This window comes from Salinirubrum litoreum (genome assembly GCF_020567425.1).
In the GTDB taxonomy this organism is placed as follows: domain Archaea; phylum Halobacteriota; class Halobacteria; order Halobacteriales; family Haloferacaceae; genus Salinirubrum; species Salinirubrum litoreum.
Genome location: NZ_JAJCVJ010000002.1, coordinates 1,230,813 through 1,247,549, shown reverse-complemented (window position 1 = coordinate 1,247,549; position 16,737 = coordinate 1,230,813). Strand labels below are relative to the sequence as shown.

Annotated in this window: 13 protein-coding genes; 6 read left to right on the top strand and 7 right to left on the bottom strand. The window is 66.2% G+C overall.

Annotated elements, in window-relative coordinates; all coding sequences use genetic code 11:
• The first annotated feature begins 4 nt into the window (after positions 1–4).
• Together LI337_RS14795 and thrC are read left to right on the top strand one after the other, a co-directional pair.
• Positions 5–799, top strand: coding sequence for a hypothetical protein (locus tag LI337_RS14795; RefSeq protein WP_227230658.1), 795 nt, complete (start codon positions 5–7; stop codon positions 797–799).
• 79 nt (positions 800–878) lie between these two features.
• Positions 879–2,141 (top strand): threonine synthase, encoded by a 1,263-nt coding sequence (gene thrC, locus LI337_RS14790; RefSeq protein ID WP_227230657.1) that lies wholly within the window; start codon positions 879–881, stop codon positions 2,139–2,141.
• Between the two features lie 68 nt (positions 2,142–2,209).
• Here the strand turns inward: thrC and LI337_RS14785 are convergent, their stop codons facing one another.
• From LI337_RS14785 to LI337_RS14760, 6 genes are all read right to left on the bottom strand, one after another.
• The gene (locus tag LI337_RS14785) at positions 2,210–2,608 is read right to left on the bottom strand and encodes a DUF7555 family protein (RefSeq protein WP_227230656.1); all 399 of its coding nucleotides are present in this window, start codon (positions 2,606–2,608) and stop codon (positions 2,210–2,212) included.
• Positions 2,609–2,610: 2 nt separating this feature from the next.
• Entirely contained in the window at positions 2,611–4,182 is a 1,572-nt protein-coding gene (locus LI337_RS14780) for an ABC transporter ATP-binding protein (protein ID WP_227230655.1), read from the bottom strand.
• Positions 4,179–5,381: an ABC transporter ATP-binding protein gene (locus LI337_RS14775; protein WP_227230654.1), complete on the bottom strand. Its 1,203-nt coding sequence runs from the start codon at positions 5,379–5,381 to the stop codon at positions 4,179–4,181. Before LI337_RS14775 ends, LI337_RS14780 begins: the two co-directional genes overlap by 4 nt.
• Complete coding sequence (locus LI337_RS14770; RefSeq protein WP_227230653.1) at positions 5,381–7,120, bottom strand: ABC transporter permease; 1,740 nt, start codon at positions 7,118–7,120, stop codon at positions 5,381–5,383. Before LI337_RS14770 ends, LI337_RS14775 begins: the two co-directional genes overlap by 1 nt.
• Positions 7,120–8,154 carry an ABC transporter permease gene (locus LI337_RS14765; protein ID WP_227230652.1) on the bottom strand — a complete coding sequence of 345 codons (1,035 nt, stop codon included), beginning with the start codon at positions 8,152–8,154 and terminating at the stop codon, positions 7,120–7,122. Before LI337_RS14765 ends, LI337_RS14770 begins: the two co-directional genes overlap by 1 nt.
• Positions 8,155–8,327: 173 nt before the next feature.
• The gene (locus LI337_RS14760) at positions 8,328–10,178 is read right to left on the bottom strand and encodes an ABC transporter substrate-binding protein (RefSeq protein ID WP_227230651.1); all 1,851 of its coding nucleotides are present in this window, start codon (positions 10,176–10,178) and stop codon (positions 8,328–8,330) included.
• A gap of 393 nt (positions 10,179–10,571) precedes the next feature.
• Between LI337_RS14760 and LI337_RS14755 the strand changes: the two genes are divergently transcribed.
• On the top strand, positions 10,572–10,739 hold the full coding sequence (locus LI337_RS14755) for a DUF7556 family protein (protein WP_227230650.1): 168 nt from the start codon (positions 10,572–10,574) through the stop codon (positions 10,737–10,739).
• Between the two features lie 170 nt (positions 10,740–10,909).
• The gene (locus LI337_RS14750) at positions 10,910–12,481 is read left to right on the top strand and encodes a tryptophan--tRNA ligase (RefSeq protein ID WP_227230649.1); all 1,572 of its coding nucleotides are present in this window, start codon (positions 10,910–10,912) and stop codon (positions 12,479–12,481) included.
• A 20-nt stretch (positions 12,482–12,501) separates the two neighbouring features.
• On the opposite strand, the gene LI337_RS14745 is transcribed toward LI337_RS14750, so the two are convergent.
• Positions 12,502–12,951, bottom strand: a complete 450-nt coding sequence (locus tag LI337_RS14745; protein WP_227230648.1) for a DUF5518 domain-containing protein — start codon at positions 12,949–12,951, stop codon at positions 12,502–12,504.
• A gap of 436 nt (positions 12,952–13,387) precedes the next feature.
• Between LI337_RS14745 and pheS the strand changes: the two genes are divergently transcribed.
• Positions 13,388–14,893, top strand: a complete 1,506-nt coding sequence (gene pheS / locus LI337_RS14740; protein ID WP_227230647.1) for a phenylalanine--tRNA ligase subunit alpha — start codon at positions 13,388–13,390, stop codon at positions 14,891–14,893.
• Complete coding sequence (locus LI337_RS14735) at positions 14,893–16,674, top strand: phenylalanine--tRNA ligase beta subunit-related protein (RefSeq protein ID WP_227230646.1); 1,782 nt, start codon at positions 14,893–14,895, stop codon at positions 16,672–16,674. The genes pheS and LI337_RS14735 overlap by 1 nt, the downstream gene beginning before the upstream one ends.
• Positions 16,675–16,737: the final 63 nt, after the last annotated feature.

Below are 16,737 nucleotides of genomic sequence, written 5' to 3'. Positions count from 1 at the left end.
ACACATGCCTAATTCAGAGAATGGTAGTGAGGCCAGTGGTTCCGGGAGAGGGATAAAACGGAGAGAGTGTCTAAGTGCTACTGGAGGCCTAGCAACGATCAGCGGAATCCAGTCGATCTGGAGTATGAAAGACCCTTCTGACGTGGAAAACATCAATGTAACTGAAAGTGTGATACTGGATTCGGTCCCTGAGTTCGTGTCGCCTGACACGACAAAAATCTGGGACGAGAATTCGTCAAGATACATTTTCTTTGGTATAGATTCGAAACACGATCTTTCTCCAGAAAACTTCGAAGTGCAATCTGGAAAGTTCCGAGGACAACCGATAACAAAACCTGCATTGATTAGCTTGCGGGGTCGAAAGACACGACTAAACCACCCGATATACATTGAGAAGGAGCAGCGAATTGCTACGTATGTCAGCGATGGTTTGTTATTTCGTATCCCCACAGAACTCCCAAAAGAGTCTATTGTCCTCCGCCATGGTAACAATCAACTAAATAAAAATTCGAATAAAGTGTTAAAATCAGGTAAAGAAGTATCGTCTGCTGTGAATGATATGTTCGTCGAAGGCGGAGACATGGTCGTTGATTTGCAGTTAGACAACAGTTCAGACGTCCGATCCACTGTGTACGGTGCGATCAATCTACAGTCGCCTGCTCGTACGACGCATGGCTTCTCAATTACCGTAGAAGGAAACGCCTCCACTGAGTATAGGGAAGTGGTGAGCTTTGACCGTGGAGGGTACACAGGAGAGTTGGTTATGTCTGGTGGAGTGAACAAACAGTTCAGATTATAACTAACATATCATCCAATCCTTTTTGGCAGGTGCCGCACGAACCCGCCTCTTTTTGCCCACAGGGGACCGACCGCCGGTAATGAGTCTGGAACTCGCGGCCCCGAGGCAGTCGGCACCCTCGGTGGCCGACGACGGCGTGTGGCTGGAGTGTATCGCCTGTAGCGAGCAGTTCGCCCCCTTCGACGACATCCGGTACACCTGCGACGACTGTGACGGCCTGCTGGAGGTCCGGTACGCCGACCCGCCGACGTGGGACGACTTCGAGGGCCGGGGCGTCTGGCGCTACAGCGCCGCCCTGCCCTTCGCGGAGGGTGTCACGCTCCCGGAGGGTGACACGCCCCTGCACGACGTCCCCCGATTGGAGGAGGATATCGGCGTGGACCGACTCCGGATCAAACACGAGGGGATGAACCCGACCGGGTCGTTCAAGGACCGAGGCATGACGGTCGGCGTCCGCGTGGCGAAGGAACTCGGCGTCGACCGACTCGCGTGTGCCTCGACCGGCAACACCTCGGCGGCGCTGGCGGCCTACGGCGCGCGCGGCGGGATGGAGACGCTCGTGCTCCTGCCGGCCGGGAAGGTCGCCGCCGGCAAGATCGCACAGGCGAGTCTCCACGACGCCCGCATCCTCGAAGTCGACGGCAACTTCGACAGCTGTCTCGACATCGTGCAGGACCTCGCGGCCCGCGGCGAGGCGTACCTGCTGAACTCCCTCAATCCGTTCCGACTGGAGGGCCAGAAGACGATCGGACTGGAGATCATGGAGCAGTTCCGCGACGAGGAGGGCGACTATCCGGATCGGATCGTCCTGCCGGTCGGCAACGCCGGCAACACCTCGGCGCTGTACAAGTGTTTCCGCGAACTCGTCCAGTCGGGCGCGCTCGCGGAGTCGGACGTGCCGAAACTGACCGGCGTGCAGGCCGAGGGGGCCGCGCCGATGGTCGAGGCGGTCGAGGCGGGCAACGACGAGGTGCGGCGCTGGGAGTCGGTCGAGACCCGCGCGACCGCCATCCGGATCGGCAACCCGGTCAACGCGCCGAAGGCCCTCCCCGGCATCCGGAACACCGGCGGCACGGCGGTCGCCGTCTCGGACGAGCGCATCACCGACGCACAGCGCGCGCTGGCGGGTGAAGGTGTCGGCGTCGAACCGGCGTCGGCCGCCTCGGTGGCCGGCCTCCGAAAACTCCGCGAGCAGGGGCGAATCGCGGCCGACGAGCAGGTCGTCTGTCTCACGACCGGTCACCTGCTGAAGGATCCCGACGCCGCCTTCGAGGCCGGCGACGACCCCGAACCGGTGCCGAACGACACCGACGCGGTGCTGGCGCATCTGGCCGACGACTGACGGAGAGGTCGTCGAGAGAAGAGACGAACGACCCGCGCCGATGCCGAGAGCCTGTCTCCGCCGACCGACTACAGGCCGATCCCGATGCCGAACACCGTCTCCATCAGGAACGACGTGAGCAGGACGGTCACGCCGGCCACGAGAATCTTCAGTCCGACCGGCAGTCGCTCGTCGGTCGGCAGTCGGTAGTCGGCCGGCAGGGCGTCCGCGACGAACGTCTGGAGTCCCCGTGGCTCGTCGCCGAAGTCCAGCCGCGACTCGTCTTTCCACTTCGGCGTCGGCCGCAGACGGAGCGTCCCGTAGGCGACCAGCAGGAAACCGACCGCGAAGAGGAGCCACTTCGCGCCGATCAGGCCGTTCCCGACCGCCAGCCCCGCGACGAGGCCGAGACAGAAGACGACGGACGTGACCACGACCGCGTAGGCCAGGAGATCGAGCGTCTGGAGGCCGCGCAGTCGGGAGTTCACGGTCAGTCGTCGCCGCTCGTGCCCGTCGCGCCGACCACGCGTTCGTACTCGTCGGCCGGTTCGTCGTGTTCGGTCTCGTGGCGGTGACAGAGGCTCGTCCGGTCGGAGTCGCTGACGGTGTGCAGGTCCGGTCCCTCCTTGTCACAGACACTACCGAACTCCTCGAAGAGGTACTGGCGGGCCTGCTCCTCGTCGTTGTTCTCGACGTAGCTCGACGCCTCGTCGATGTGCGTGGCGACCGTCCCCGGAATCTCCACGTCGCCGAACACCTCCTCGCGGATCTCCTCGATGTCCGAGAAGCGGGTGTGCATCCCGAGCAGTTCCTTCGCCCGGTCCGACAGCGACTTGTCGGCACGCGCTCGCTCCCGGAGCACCTCGCGGAACACCTCGATTCGTTCCCACACGTCGTCGTCCAGGTCGCGGTACTGCTCGGGGCGGATCTTCACCGGACAGCGCGTCGAGAACGGACAGCCCTGTGGCGGGTCGCGCGGACTCGGCGGCGTCCCGCGCAGGGTGATCCGGTCCCGGTTCGCGGTCGGGTCCGGTTCCGGAATCGCCGACAGCAGGGCGTGCGTGTAGGGGTTCGCCGGGTCGGTGAACAGTTCCTCGGTCGGGCCGATCTCCATGATGTTGCCGAGGTACATCACCGCCGTCCGGTCGCAGATGTGCCGGACGACCGAGAGGTCGTGGGCGATGAACAGGTACGTCAGCCCGAACTCGTCTTGCAGGTCTTCCAGCAGGTTCAGGATCTTCGCCTGCACGGAGACGTCCAGTGCCGACACCGGTTCGTCGAGGACGACGAACTCCGGTTCCAAGGCGAGCGCACGGGCGATGCCGATGCGCTGGCGCTGGCCGCCGGAGAACTGGTGCGGGTACCGGAAGTAGTGTTCCTTCTGGAGGCCGACGGTGGCGAGCAGTTCCTTCACGCGCTCCCGCCGGAGGCGGCCGGGCGACTTCCCGACCGAGACGGTGATCTCCCCGCCGTTCACGCGGCAGGTCACGTCCGCGCCCGTGAAGGGTAGGTCCGCCCGCACCGTCGCCTCGACGACGTCGCCGCCGCCGACCGTCAGCGTCAGGTCGCCACGCTCGCCGGGTTCTGCTCGGCGTTCGACGAGGTCGCCGTCCACGTCGTAGTCGGTCTCGCTGTCGAGTGCGACGGTGAGGTTCGGCCAGTCGTGTACGTCGAGCGGTTCCCGGACGATCTCGCCGACCGTCATCCGGTCGTTGAGCGACGACTCGGGGTCCTGGAACACCATCTGGGTGTTGCGCCGCCAGCGCTTCAGGCGCTTGCCCGACAGGGTGGTGATGTCGGTGTCGCCGAACAACACCTGCCCGTCGGTCGCCTCCTCCAGTTGGACGAGCGTCCGGCCGAGCGTCGTCTTCCCACAGCCGGACTCGCCGACGAGTCCCAGCGTCTCGCCCTTCTGGATCTCGAAGCTGACGCCGTCGACCGCCTTGACCGGGTTGCCCCCGAAGAGGCTGTCGGCCTCGTAGTACGTCTTCAGGTTCTGCACCCGGATCATCGGTTCGCCCGTCTCGGTGTCTGCGGTCGTCTCCACGATCTGTTTGCTCATCTGTCACCCTCCCGCTCGCGCTGTTGGTGGAGCTGTACTGCCTCCTCGCGCGTCCGGTCTTCCGGGTAGAGGAGACACGCCGAGGTGTGTTCCGCGTCGGTGTCGGCGACCTGCACGTCGGCCGGGTGGACGCGCTCACACTCGGCGAACGCCTCCGGACACCGGGGCGCGAACCGACAGTAGGTCGGTTCCTCGTTCGGCGTCGGCACGTCGCCCTCGATGGTCCGGAGTCGGTCGCCGGCGGCCTCGCGGCCGGGGATCGACTCCAGCAGCCCCCGCGTGTAGGGGTGTTTCGGGTCGGCGAACAGCGCCTCGACCGGCGCGCTCTCGACGATCTCGCCCGCGTACATCACGTTGACGCGGTCGGCGACCTCCGCGATCACGCCCATGTCGTGGGTGATGAACATGATCGAGAGGTCCCGCTCTTCCTGCAGATCGTCGAGCAGTTCGAGGATCTGTGCCTGGATCGTCACGTCCAGTGCCGTGGTCGGCTCGTCACAGATCAGGAGTTCGGGGTCGCAGGCCAACGCCATGGCGATCACGGCCCGCTGGCGCATCCCGCCGGAGAACTGGTGGGGGTACTCCTCGACGCGCCGGGCGGCGTCGGGGATGCCGACCGCCTCCAGCAGGTCGATCGCCTCCTCGGTCGCCGCCCGACCGGTCAGCCCCTGGTGGAGCTTCAGCGACTCCTTGATCTGGTTGCCGACGGTGTAGACCGGGTTCAACGAGGTGAGCGGGTCCTGGAACACCATCGCCATGTCCCCGCCGCGAAGCTTCCGGAGGGCCTTCTCCGGTGCCGAGGTCGTGTCGACGTAGCCCGCCGACACCTCGCCCGCCTCGCGCGCCTCGATCACGACGAAGTCGTCCTCGCCGATCTCGTCGCCGGCCGTCAGGTCGGCGGTCCGCTTCGAGAACTTGTCGGCGAACCACTGGACGCGCTCGGTGTCGCGGAACTCGATGCGGCCGTCGAGCACGCGACCCGGCGAGTCGACGATGCCCATGATCGTCCGTGCGGTGACGGACTTGCCGGAGCCGGACTCGCCGACGATACCGACCGTCTCGCCGCGTTCGATGTCGAAGCTGACGCCGTCGACCGCGCGGATGACCTCCTTGTCGGTGAAGAAGGCGGTGCGGACGCCCTCGACACTGAGCAGGGTCTCTCCGGACTCGCGTCGCTCGACCGGTTCGGTGGTCGCCATCAGCCACCACCCCCTGCGGCCGCGACACCTTCGTCGGCGGCGTCGCTCCCGCCTTCGCTCTGCGGGTCGATCGCGTCGCGGATGCCGTCACCGAAGGCGTTGAAGCCGGTGACGACGATCACGACGAGGATACCGGGGATCGTCGAGATGTGCCACGAGACGGTGGCGATGTAGGACCGCCCGAGGTTCACCGCTCGGCCCCACTCGGGGGTCGGCGGCTGGATGCCCAGGCCGAGGAACGACAGCGCCGCCGTGGCGATGATGATCCCGCCGAGGCTCAGGGAGCCGTAGACGAGCAGGTAGCCGAGGATGTACGGAGCCATGTGTTTCTGCATCGTCTTGTGCGGCGCTTGGCCGAACGAACGGGCCGCGTCGATCCACTCCTGTTCGGCGATCTGGAACGCCGGGCCGCGCACGGCCCGCCAGAGGAACGGCCACGAGGTGGCCGCGAAGATCAACGCGAGTAGTAAGCCGCCGCTGTACACCTTCGCGATGCCGGTCCCCGCGAACACCACCGACATCAGGATGATGAGCAGGAGTCGCGGGAGCGACTGGATCGAGTCGGAGGTGATCACGACGATCAGGTCTGCCAGTCCCTTGTAGTACGCCGTCACCAGCGCCAGGCCGGTGGCGATCAGTCCCGCCACGCCGATAGACAGCAGGCCGATGAACAGCGAGACGCGTGCGCCGGCCGCCATGAAGGTGAACATGTCCTTCCCGGAGACCAGCGTCCCGAACGGGTGGAACCGACCGAAGTCGTCGTACTGCATCACGCCGACGTTCCGGTCGGGGTTGCCGGCCGACGAGGACCCGATGTTCGCGTCCCCGGCGGTGATCGACTCGACCGCACCGGAGTCGGTGAGGTACTCGATCTGGTAGGAGTACGGGTTGTTGATGTTCTGCTCGACCGTCGTCGGGCCGAGCGGCGGTGCGAACACCGCCATCGTGACGAACATGAAGACGACGAGGAAGCCGAACAGGCCCCAGTAGTGGCCCGAGAGGCGGTCGATCATGTCGTCACGCGGCGTCCAGTCGGCGTACCGGTAGTGCTGTCGGAAGGTGCGGTAGCCCCGCCAGCACCACCAGAGGAGACCGAACGCGTAGGCGTACACCAGCACGACCCGGAACGCCCACGCCAGCGCGGGCGAGAGGCCGAGGAACGGCCCCTCCCAGCCACCGCCGGGCAGGCGGTGACCCTGGTTCGGGAACAGTTCGCGGGTCAAGAGCGTCGGGAACGAGACGACGCTCTCCAGGCCGATCAGGCCGACGACGAGGACGACCACGCCGAACACCATCGCACGCGGCGAGTCGCGGGTGTAGCCGCCGGCGAGCAGACCGAGGCCGGCGAGCAGGCCGAGTGCGACGAACGCGTACAGGAGCACGCCGCCGATGGACGCGGCGACGCCGACGCCCACGAGCAGTGCGAGGGTGCCGGCAGCGCCCGCCCGGAGCGTGTTCGTCTTCGACTGGACGTAGAAGCCGACCGCGCCACAGACGATGGTCGAGACGAGGACGACGACCGAGGCGACGCTCGTCACGGTCGCGCCACCGACCAGGCCGGCGGGGAGTTCGTACAGCACGTTCCACGGCACGGGACCCGTGATCGCGGTCGCCAGCGCGCCGAACTCCACGGCGACGAAGGCGAACAGGCCGAGTGCCCACAGCAGTCCCGGACGCGGGTTCGCCCGGACGCGTTCGGCGAGCGGTGCGTCCTCGGAGAGTGGTGATGCGTCGCTCATTAGTCGTACCCCACGCGCGGGTCGATCACGGTGTACAGGAAGTCTTGCAGGATGTTGATGGAGACGAGCAGGACGATGAAGACGAACATCAGCGACCCGGTCAGCGGCAGGTCACTGTTGACGATGGACTGGAAGAACAGGTAGCCCAGGCCGTTGATCCCGAACACCGTCTCGACGATGACGGAGCCACCGATCAGCAGGAACGCCTCGCCGGTGATGATCGGCACCAGCGGGATCAGCGCGTTCCGGAAGACGTGCTTCCAGACGATGCTCCGCCGGGGGACGCCCTTCGCGCGGGCGGTCTCGACGTAGTTGGAGTTGATCGTCTCCAAGACGGCGGTGCGACCGATGCGCATCTCGTTGCCCATCGACGCCGACCCGAGGACGATGGCCGCCGGGGCGATCTTCTTGATCGCCACCAGCAGGTTCTCCCAGGACGATCCGGGATCGGTGACGAGCGTCAACGGTTCGGAGAGGAACCCGAGGTTCGGCGGCCCGATCACGGTGGTCCGGGTGCCGAGTTCGATCCACGCCGCGCCGAGGGGGCCGCCGAGGCCGAGCGCCCCGACGAGGATCACGGCGAGCCAGAAGTTCGGCATGGCACGCCAGACGATCCCGCCGAAGGAGGCGACGTAGTCGGACAGCGAGTTGGGGTTCAGCCCGGCGTAGAAGCCGAGCGGGATGCCGACGAACAGGGCGATCAACACCGACCAGAAGCCGAGCCAGATCGTCCGGGGGGCGAAGATCAGGATCAGCTCGTACGCCGAGGTGTCGGGGTTGAGCACCCACGACTGGCCGAGGTTGAACGTGAACAGGTCGACCATGAAGTCGACGTACTGCGCCCAGAGCGGCTGGTTCAACCCGAGGTTGCGTTCGATCTCGTTGTACGCTTGGGGGGAACCGGTCGGGCCGAGAATCGCCGAGACCGGGTCGAGCGGCCCCATCCGCAGGATGACGAAGGTGATCGTCGTCCCGAAGATGAGGACCGGGATCGACAGCACGAGTCGTCGGAGGAAGTACTGCCACCGACTCATCGTTGGTCCCCGCTGTGAGTCCGTTTGTGCACCATAGTTCTTGTGCCGTTACTGGGTGTCTTTCACAGTGCGCTGGTTATGTCTTACGTTCCGGTAGCACCGCGTGCGTCGGGCGGTATCGGGCGTTTCCACTGGTGCCGGGATGCGTGAAAAATCGCGCGTGGTGGTCTCGCTTAGCTACGGTCGCCGACCGAGACGTTGTTCAGCATCATCCGGCTGAACCCACCGCCGCCGAAGCGCGGCATGTCGACCCAGTCGTAGTTGAACAGTTGGTCGATGCGGTGGTACACGGGCAGGAGGACCACGTCGTCCCAGTTGGCCTCCTCCATCGTGACGTACGCCTCGTTCCGGATGGACTCCGCCTCGTCGGTCGGTTCGGGGTTCGAGGTGATCGTGTCCCACGCCTCGTTGGCGCGCTCTGCGGCGTCGGTGCCCTGCCAGTCGACGTAGGCACCCTGTGCGCCGCCCTCCTGCGAGGTGATCGTCAGTTCGGGGACGAGGTTCTGCAGGAAGTTGTCCGGGGCCGGCCAGTCCATGACCCACCCGAGAGAGTACATCTCGAGGTTCCCGTTGCGACCGCGCTGGAGGAGCGTCGAGAACGGCGCTTCTTCCAGCGTCATGTCGATGTGGGCGCTGGTCAGCTGGTCGCGCAGGATCTGGCCGATCTGCTGCCACGAGGGCGACTGGTAGGTCGTAAACGTGACCTCGTAGCGGTTGTTCGGCCCGTAGCCGGCCTCCTCCATGACGGAGCGAGCCTCTTCGAGGTTGGACTCGTTGTAGCCGTACGGGTACTCGCTCTCGGCGTGGCTCCGGTACTCGTTCGCGCCACCGGGGTAGATGTTCGGCGGCGTGAAGTGGTACGCCGTGGAGCCGCGACCCTTGAACACCTGGTCGACGGCGGTCTGCTGGTTCAGGGCGAGTGCGACGGCCTGTCGGACCGCCGGCTCGTCCACGTTCATCTGGTTGAACGCGATGTAGAACGAGTTGATCGTGGCGACGCCGGTGTAGTCCAGCGTGGACCCGTTGTCGAGCGCGTAGGTCCCGTAGTCACGGCCGAGGTCGTCGGTGCCCTCGACGGTCAGCTTGTTGGGGTCGTACTTCGCCGTCGGGATGGCGAACGCGTCCGCGTTCTTGTTCGACGCGTAGTTGAACTGCGCGTCGGCGTCCTCGATGATCTGCCAGCGGACGCCGTCGAGGTCGGCGACGGTGCCGTGGTAGTTGTCGTACCGGTCGACGATGGCCTCGGTCTTCGTCTCCCACCGGTTGAGCGAGAACGGCCCACAGCCGATCGGGTTCGACGTGGCGAACTCCGAGTGCTCCATCTCGCCGTCGTAGCCCTCGATGTCGCCGACGATCCCCTCGGGGATCACGGCGAAAGAGGAGTACGCGAGCATCGGGATCGTGCTGGCGAACGGCTTCTCCAGGTTGATCTCGATGGTGTAGTCGTCCGGGGCGTTGATGTCGAGCGTGCCGGAGGCGTACTGCTCGACTTCCTCGCCGTCCTGCGTGACGGTCTCGGTCTCGTGGATGACGCCCATCGAGTCGAGGATGAAGTACGCACGCCGGGAGTTGCTGGAGGCCGCGAGTCGCTCACACGAGTAGATGAAGTCCTGGGCGGTGACTTCGGTCCCGTCGTGGTACTCGACGCCTTCCTTCAGGCTGAACGTGTACGTCGTGAAATCGTCGGAGAGCTCGTATCCGGAGGCGAGCAGGTTCGTCGCCTGGACCTCGCCGTTCGGGTAGTTGGTCAACCCGTCGAAGAGCTGCTGGACGACCCGACCCGACGCGGTGTCGGTGGACTTGATCGGGTCCAGCGTCGTCATCGTCGAGTTGATGAGTTGGAGGTAGTTCGGCCCGACCTCGGTCTCCTCGCCGCCCTCGGTCGTGTCCGTCCCGGTGTCGGTCTCGTTGTCGGTCCCGCTGTCGTCGGGATTACCGGTACATCCTGCAATCGCAGCCGCCGACGCGGCCCCGCCAGTCGCCTGCAGGAAGCGACGGCGTGAGAGGCTGTTACTGTCTGTCATCCGGCTCACCCTTTTTGATGGACGCGAATAAACTTACCGTCTTGCACTTACCAGGCGCATTCTCGGTGTATTCTGGCGATCTTGGCGTGGTACGGTACGGCATACCTAAAAGATGATGGATAATCAGGTAAGTATCCGGCGTAGGCTCAAATCCGGATTTCACACTCGGGGGTCGACTCGGCTACCGCCGAACACGGGCCGTCGGCCGGTCTCCGAGAGACACCGATCCGTCCGCCGACGAGTACGACCGACTCCGGCAGGCACGGACCTGTCTCCGGGTTGGCGCAGCGAGTTTCGGCGGAATCCGACGGACACCGCCGACCTCCGGCCACGGCGACCAACCGTTCTGTCGTTTCGGAGTGTTTATGTAGTGGGTGAGACGTATTGTCATGCATGGTCGCGGACACGACAACCGCCGTCGATGCCCAGCCCGCCGAGGTCATGGCCTCGGTCGATCCCTCCCCCGGTGGCTCGCGGTTCGTAATCGCGGACATCACACGCGACGGCGCGTGGCTCTCGGTCGGTGAACGCGACGCGCCGGACCTCCCGGACTGGCGATAAGGTCCCCACTTTCTTCGTGACGCAGGTCGGCCAGCGGCGACTGGCGACCCGTGGACTCGCGACGCAGTCGGTGTCGACCAGCGACGCCGCCGTCGATCCGCCGACTCGCGGCACGACCCGAGGGAAACGAACGTTTTTTGCGCGAACCGCGTCCACAGGAGAGTAGTTCGATGTCACGAGACGGCGATCCGGCGACGGACACACGCACGGACGGGGGCACAGCGACGGGAGCGGACGACGTGACCCTCGATCCGTGGGGGTCCTCGACCGTCTCCGACTACCGCAAACTGTTCGAGCAGTTCGGCATCGAGGAGTTCGATCACCTCCTGCCGGACGTGCCGAACCCGCACTACCTGATGCGCCGGGGCGTCATCTTCGGCCACCGCGACTACGGCCCGGTCGCCCGGGCGATGCGCGAGGGCGACGACTTCGCGGCCCTCTCGGGGTTCATGCCGACCGGCGACCCCCACATCGGTCACAAACTCGTCTTCGACGAGATCATCTGGCACCAGGAGCAGGGTGGCGACGCCTACGGCCTGATCGCCGATCTGGAGGCCCACGCCGCCCGGGGCCTGACGTGGGACGAGATCGACGAACACGCGCGCAACTACATCGTCAGTCTGCTCGCACTCGGCTTCGACCCCGAGGCGGGGACGCTGTACCGCCAGTCGGACAACCGCGAGGTGCAGGACCTCGCCTTCGAGTTGGGCGCGAAGGCGAACGCCTCCGAACTGGGGGCCATCTACGGCTTCGACGGCGAGACCGACGTCTCGCACATGCAGTCGGTCGTCACGCAGATGGCCGACATCCTCTACCCACAACTGGACGAACCGAAGCCGACCGTCATCCCGGTCGGACCGGACCAGGACCCGCACGTCCGACTGGCCCGCGATCTGGCGGCCCGCATGCGCTTCTTCAAAGTGACAGAGGCGTACTTCAGTCAGGAACTGGACGCCGACGAGCGTGCACTCGTCGCGCAGGCGTACGACGCCCGCGAGGCGTTCGCCGAGGACCCGGAGACGCCCCGGTGTGAGGAGGCCGGCGAGTGGTTGACAGAGTACGACGCCGAGGTTGAGGCTGTCGCCGACGCCCGCGACTCGGCGGTCGAAAAGCTCGACAACGCCGGCATGGAACCCCTCCGGCCCCGCGTCCGGTTCCTGAACCGCGACGCGACCGACGAGGCCTTCGAGGCGCTCGTGGAGGCGATCGACGGCGAGAAGCGCCGGTACGAGAACCACGTCGACTCGTTCGACCTCTCTGCGGAGGACGCCGAAGAACTGGCCCGCGAGGTCGAGGTGGACAACGGCGGCTACGGCTTCGTCGCCCCCTCCTCGATCTACCACCGGTTCATGACCGGCCTGACGGGCGGGAAGATGTCCTCCTCGATCCCGGCGAGTCACATCAGCCTGCTGGACGACCCCGAGGAGGGGTACGACAAGGTGAAGTCCGCCACGACCGGCGGACGGAGCACCGCCGAGGAACAGCGCGAATTGGGCGGCAAGGCCGACGAGTGTCCGGTCTACGAGTTGTACGCCTACCTCTTGGCGGGCGACGACGACGAGTTCGCCGAGAAGGTGTACGACGAGTGTGTCGGCGGCGAGCGACTCTGTGGCGACTGCAAGGAGCAGGCCGCGACGCTGATGGAGGAGTTCTTAGAAGAGCATCAGGAGAAGCGCGCGGAAGTCGAGGAGTACATCGACGAGTTGGACATCAGCTTCGACTCGGACCGGAAGCGAAACTGAGGGCTGAGAAACCGGATCGGTTACTTCACAGTCGAAGAGGTCGCGTCGACCGCGTCGCCGTTCTCGCCGCCCACGTCGCCACCGACCGATCTCTCACCGAACTCGTCGTCCTCGTCACCCCGGTACTCCCGCGCGAGATACGCACCCAGCACACCGCCGAGCGCCGAGAACGCGACGCTGTACACCGACGACACGAGCAGGATCGCCAGGAAGACGAACGCGAACAGGAGGCCCCCGCCGCCGCCCTCGGGGACGATGGTGAAGAGCGCGGCGACGAGCGTCCCGAGGATCGCCAGCGGGATCGCCACGAGCAAGCCCGAGATCGCGCCGACGGTGGCACCCTCGCGGGTGTCGCCGCGCTGGAGGTAGCCCGCGACGCCGCCGCCGAGAACGGGGGACAGCGGGACGAACGACGTGACGACGGTCACGACCGCGCCGACGAGTGCGTTGACGAGTCTGTTGGAAGCCATACCACTGCTACGCGCGCAGAGAACGTGAACTGCTACGTGAGACGACGTTTCGTGCGAGAGAGTGTCTCTCAGTCGTCCGGCTCGGCGACACCAGTCGATGGGGCCGACAGGAGACCACGGTGTGTTCCGGTCCCGCACGGAAACGCTTTTCACCGCGCCTCGCACACGTCGGCGTATGACGCCCGAACCCGACGCGTCCGGCAGTGTGGCCCGCGAACCGACCACCCACGGGTTCGGCTTCTTCTTCCCGGCGCGGTGAGGTCGGCGGACGCCGGGCGCGACTCACCGGTCACGCCCGGTCGAAACCGACCCCTCCGGCCGCCGGAGTCGGTTCGGTGCGGCGTCGGCCTGCGGCCGCCGCCGACCCGCGACCCCGCCGACTCCGCAACTTCGGTACAGTTACCTGCCGAGCGACCACGAGACACGACAAAATCACATGAAGCTTCCACAGACACAGGCGGCGGTACTCCGCGCCGCCAGCGCGACAGACGAGAAGACGATAGCCGAGGTAGCAGACGAGACCGACACGGACCCCGCGACGGTGTACGGCGCGGTCACGGAACTGGCCGACGAGGGCCTGCTGAGCGTGGCCGAGACGACCGAGACGACCGCGACAGTCACCGACGAGGGGTACGAGTATCTCGCGGACGGCCTCCCCGAAGTTCGGCTCTACCGGGCCGCACTCGACGCCGGGGCCGACGACGACCCGGCATCGATGGGACAGGTCATCGGCGCGTCCGGTCTTGGGGGCGGGGCGGTGGACATCGCCCTGTCGAACTACGCCCGGAAGGGGTACGGCACGATCGACTCCGGTGAGATCACCGCCGACCCGGACGCCGACCCCGAGGCCGACCCCGAGGCCGACGCCCTCGCGTCGCTGGACGCCGGCCAGTCGGTGGACGACGAGGACGTGCTGGCCCAGTTGGCACGGCGTGGCCTCGTCGACCGCGACGAGACGACGGTCCGATCGGTGACGCTCACGGACGCGGGCGTCACCGCGATGATGGAGGGGATCGAGACGGCCGAGACGGTCGACCGCCTCACGCCGGAACTGCTCACCTCCGGCGAGTGGCGCGACGTGGAGTTCACCGAGTACAACGTCGAGGCGGACGCCCCCGAACAGCGGGGCGGCAAGACCCACATCCTCCGGCAGACCGCCGACCGCGTGAAGGACGTACTCGTCGGGATGGGCTTCGAGGAGATGGAGGGGCCACACGCCGACGCGGACTTCTGGATCAACGACTGTCTGTTCATGCCGCAGGACCACCCTGCCCGCACGCACTGGGACCGGTTCGTGCTGGACACGCCGCCCATGCAGGACCTGCCCGAAGACCTGCTGGACAGAGTGGAGGACGCCCACCGGAACGGCGTCGGCCCGGACGGCGACGGCTACCACTCGCCGTGGTCGGAGGACTTCGCCCGCGAGATCGCCCTGCGCGGCCACACCACCTCGCTGTCGATGCGGTACCTCTCCGGCCACCAGATCGGCGAGTTGGAGGAGCCGAAACGGTGCTTCTCGGTCGAGAAGGTGTACCGGAACGACACGCTGGACGCGACCCACCTGCTGGAGTTCTTCCAGATCGAGGGGTGGGTGATGGCCGAGGATCTCTCCGTCAGGGACCTGATGGGCACCTTCGAGGAGTTCTACCGCCAGTTCGGCATCACCGACCTGCAGTTCAAGCCGCACTACAACCCGTACACCGAGCCGAGCTTCGAACTGTTCGGCCACCACCCCGAGACAGGAGAGTTGATCGAGATCGGCAACTCCGGGATGTTCCGCGACGAGGTGCTGGAACCGCTCGGCGTCGAGTGCGACGTGATGGCGTGGGGACTCGCCTTAGAGCGTCTACTCATGCTGATGTACGGCTTCGAGGACATCCGCGACGTCCACGGGACGTTGTGTGATCTCGACCTCCTGCGGGAGACGGAGGTGCTGCACTGATGCCCGTCGTCGACGTCGACCCCGACGAACTCCGCCGACTCACGGGCCACGAGGAGAAGAGCGACGACGAACTGAAAGACGACCTGTTCGCGCTCGGCCTGGAGTACGAGGGCGACACCGAGGAGGGCCTGATGCAACTCGAATTCGGCCCCGACCGCCTCGACCGCCTCTCCGTGGAGGGTGTGGCGCGCTCCCTGCGCTACCAGTACGGCGACGACCGGGGCGTCTACGTCCCGAACGCGAACGATCCGGACTGGACCATCGAGGTCGACGAGTCGGTCCCCGAGGAGCGCCCGTACGTCACCGGCGCGGTGATCCGCGGCGTCGACTTGGACGAGGCCGGCCTCGACTCGCTGATCCAGTTGCAGGAGAAACTCCACGCGACGATGGGGCGCAAGCGGGCGAAGGGTGCAATCGGCATCCACGACCTGACGATGCTGAAGGGCGCGGTCTTACAGGAGGGGGCGTCGAACTCCATCACCTACCGGGGCGTCGACCCCGACGGCGACACGTTCGTCCCCCTCGATTCCGACCGGGAGATGACGCCCGCCGAGGTGCTGACCGACCACCCGACCGGCGAGACCTACGCCGACATCGTCGAGAGCTACGACCGCTATCCGGCGATCTACGACGAACTCGGCCTGTTCTCGTTCCCGCCGGTCATCAACGGTCGCCGGACCGAGGTCTCGACCGACTCGCGTGAACTGTTCGTCGAACTCACCGGCACCGACCAGTGGACCATCGACCGGATGTGTGCGATCATCTGCTACGCGCTGGACGCACGCGGCGCGACGGTCGAACGCGTCGAGGTCGAGTACCCCGACCGCACGCTGGACCGGCCGGACTTCGAGGTGCGGACGAAGGCGGTCGCCCACGAGCGCATCGAGTCGATGCTCGGCGTCGAACTGGACATCCGCGAGACGGTCGACCTGTTCGAGCGCTCGGGGCTGGACGCCCGCCTCGCGCCGACCGACGAGGAGCAGGACACGACCCGCGAGACCGACGCGGCGACCCGCCCGGCACCCGAGGAGATCGACGCCAACGAGGCCGTCTACGAGGTGTCGATCCCGCCGTACCGGACCGACGTGCTCCACCCGCTGGACCTGATCGACGACGTCGGTCGTGCCTACGGCTTCAACACCCTGGTCCCCAGCTACCCCGAGATCGGCACCATCGGCGGTCGCCACGAGCGATCCCGGCTGGAAGACGCGGTCCGGCGGAGTCTCGTCGGGCTGGGCTTCGAGGACCTGCTGAACTTCCACATGATCGCCGACACCGAGAACTACGACCGGATGGGCGTCGAACCGGGGACGGACATCCTCGGCGGCGGCGACCCGGTGGCGATCACCGAACCGTACAGCGACGAGTACACCCAGCTTCGGACCTGGGCGCTCCCGTCGCTGACGATGGTCCTGGAGAACAACACCCACCGTGCGTACCCGCAGGACTTAGCGGAGATCGGACTCGCCGCAGAGCGCGACGAGTCGGAGAACACCGGCGTCGCGGAGGCCCGCCACGTCGCGGGCGTCCTCGCGCGGACCGACGCGACCTACGAAGACGCGAAGGGTCGCCTCGCCGCGCTCTGTCGTGACTTCGGCGTCGACCTCGAGACGCCGGCGACCGACCACCCGTCGTTCCTCGACGGCCGGTGTGCCGAGGTCGTGATCGACGGCGAGTCGGTCGGCGTCCTTGGAGAACTCCATCCGGCCGTCCTCGTGGAACACGACCTCGAACTGCCGGTCGCGGCCTTCGAGTTCCGGCTGGACGCGCTGGCCGACTGAGACCACGTCGGTCGCGGTCGGACTACGACTCTCCGTCTCCACTCCCGGCGACACAGACTCATT

Coding starts and splice junctions, on each gene's coding strand:
- LI337_RS14750 (WP_227230649.1), top strand. CDS start 10,910: ATGTCACGAGACGGCGATCCGGCGACGGACACACGCACGGACGGGGGC.
- LI337_RS14780 (WP_227230655.1), bottom strand. CDS start 4,182: ATGAGCAAACAGATCGTGGAGACGACCGCAGACACCGAGACGGGCGAA.
- LI337_RS14735 (WP_227230646.1), top strand. CDS start 14,893: ATGCCCGTCGTCGACGTCGACCCCGACGAACTCCGCCGACTCACGGGC.
- LI337_RS14765 (WP_227230652.1), bottom strand. CDS start 8,154: ATGAGTCGGTGGCAGTACTTCCTCCGACGACTCGTGCTGTCGATCCCG.
- LI337_RS14745 (WP_227230648.1), bottom strand. CDS start 12,951: ATGGCTTCCAACAGACTCGTCAACGCACTCGTCGGCGCGGTCGTGACC.
- LI337_RS14775 (WP_227230654.1), bottom strand. CDS start 5,381: ATGGCGACCACCGAACCGGTCGAGCGACGCGAGTCCGGAGAGACCCTG.
- thrC (WP_227230657.1), top strand. CDS start 879: ATGAGTCTGGAACTCGCGGCCCCGAGGCAGTCGGCACCCTCGGTGGCC.
- LI337_RS14795 (WP_227230658.1), top strand. CDS start 5: ATGCCTAATTCAGAGAATGGTAGTGAGGCCAGTGGTTCCGGGAGAGGG.
- LI337_RS14770 (WP_227230653.1), bottom strand. CDS start 7,120: ATGAGCGACGCATCACCACTCTCCGAGGACGCACCGCTCGCCGAACGC.
- LI337_RS14755 (WP_227230650.1), top strand. CDS start 10,572: ATGGTCGCGGACACGACAACCGCCGTCGATGCCCAGCCCGCCGAGGTC.
- pheS (WP_227230647.1), top strand. CDS start 13,388: ATGAAGCTTCCACAGACACAGGCGGCGGTACTCCGCGCCGCCAGCGCG.
- LI337_RS14760 (WP_227230651.1), bottom strand. CDS start 10,178: ATGACAGACAGTAACAGCCTCTCACGCCGTCGCTTCCTGCAGGCGACT.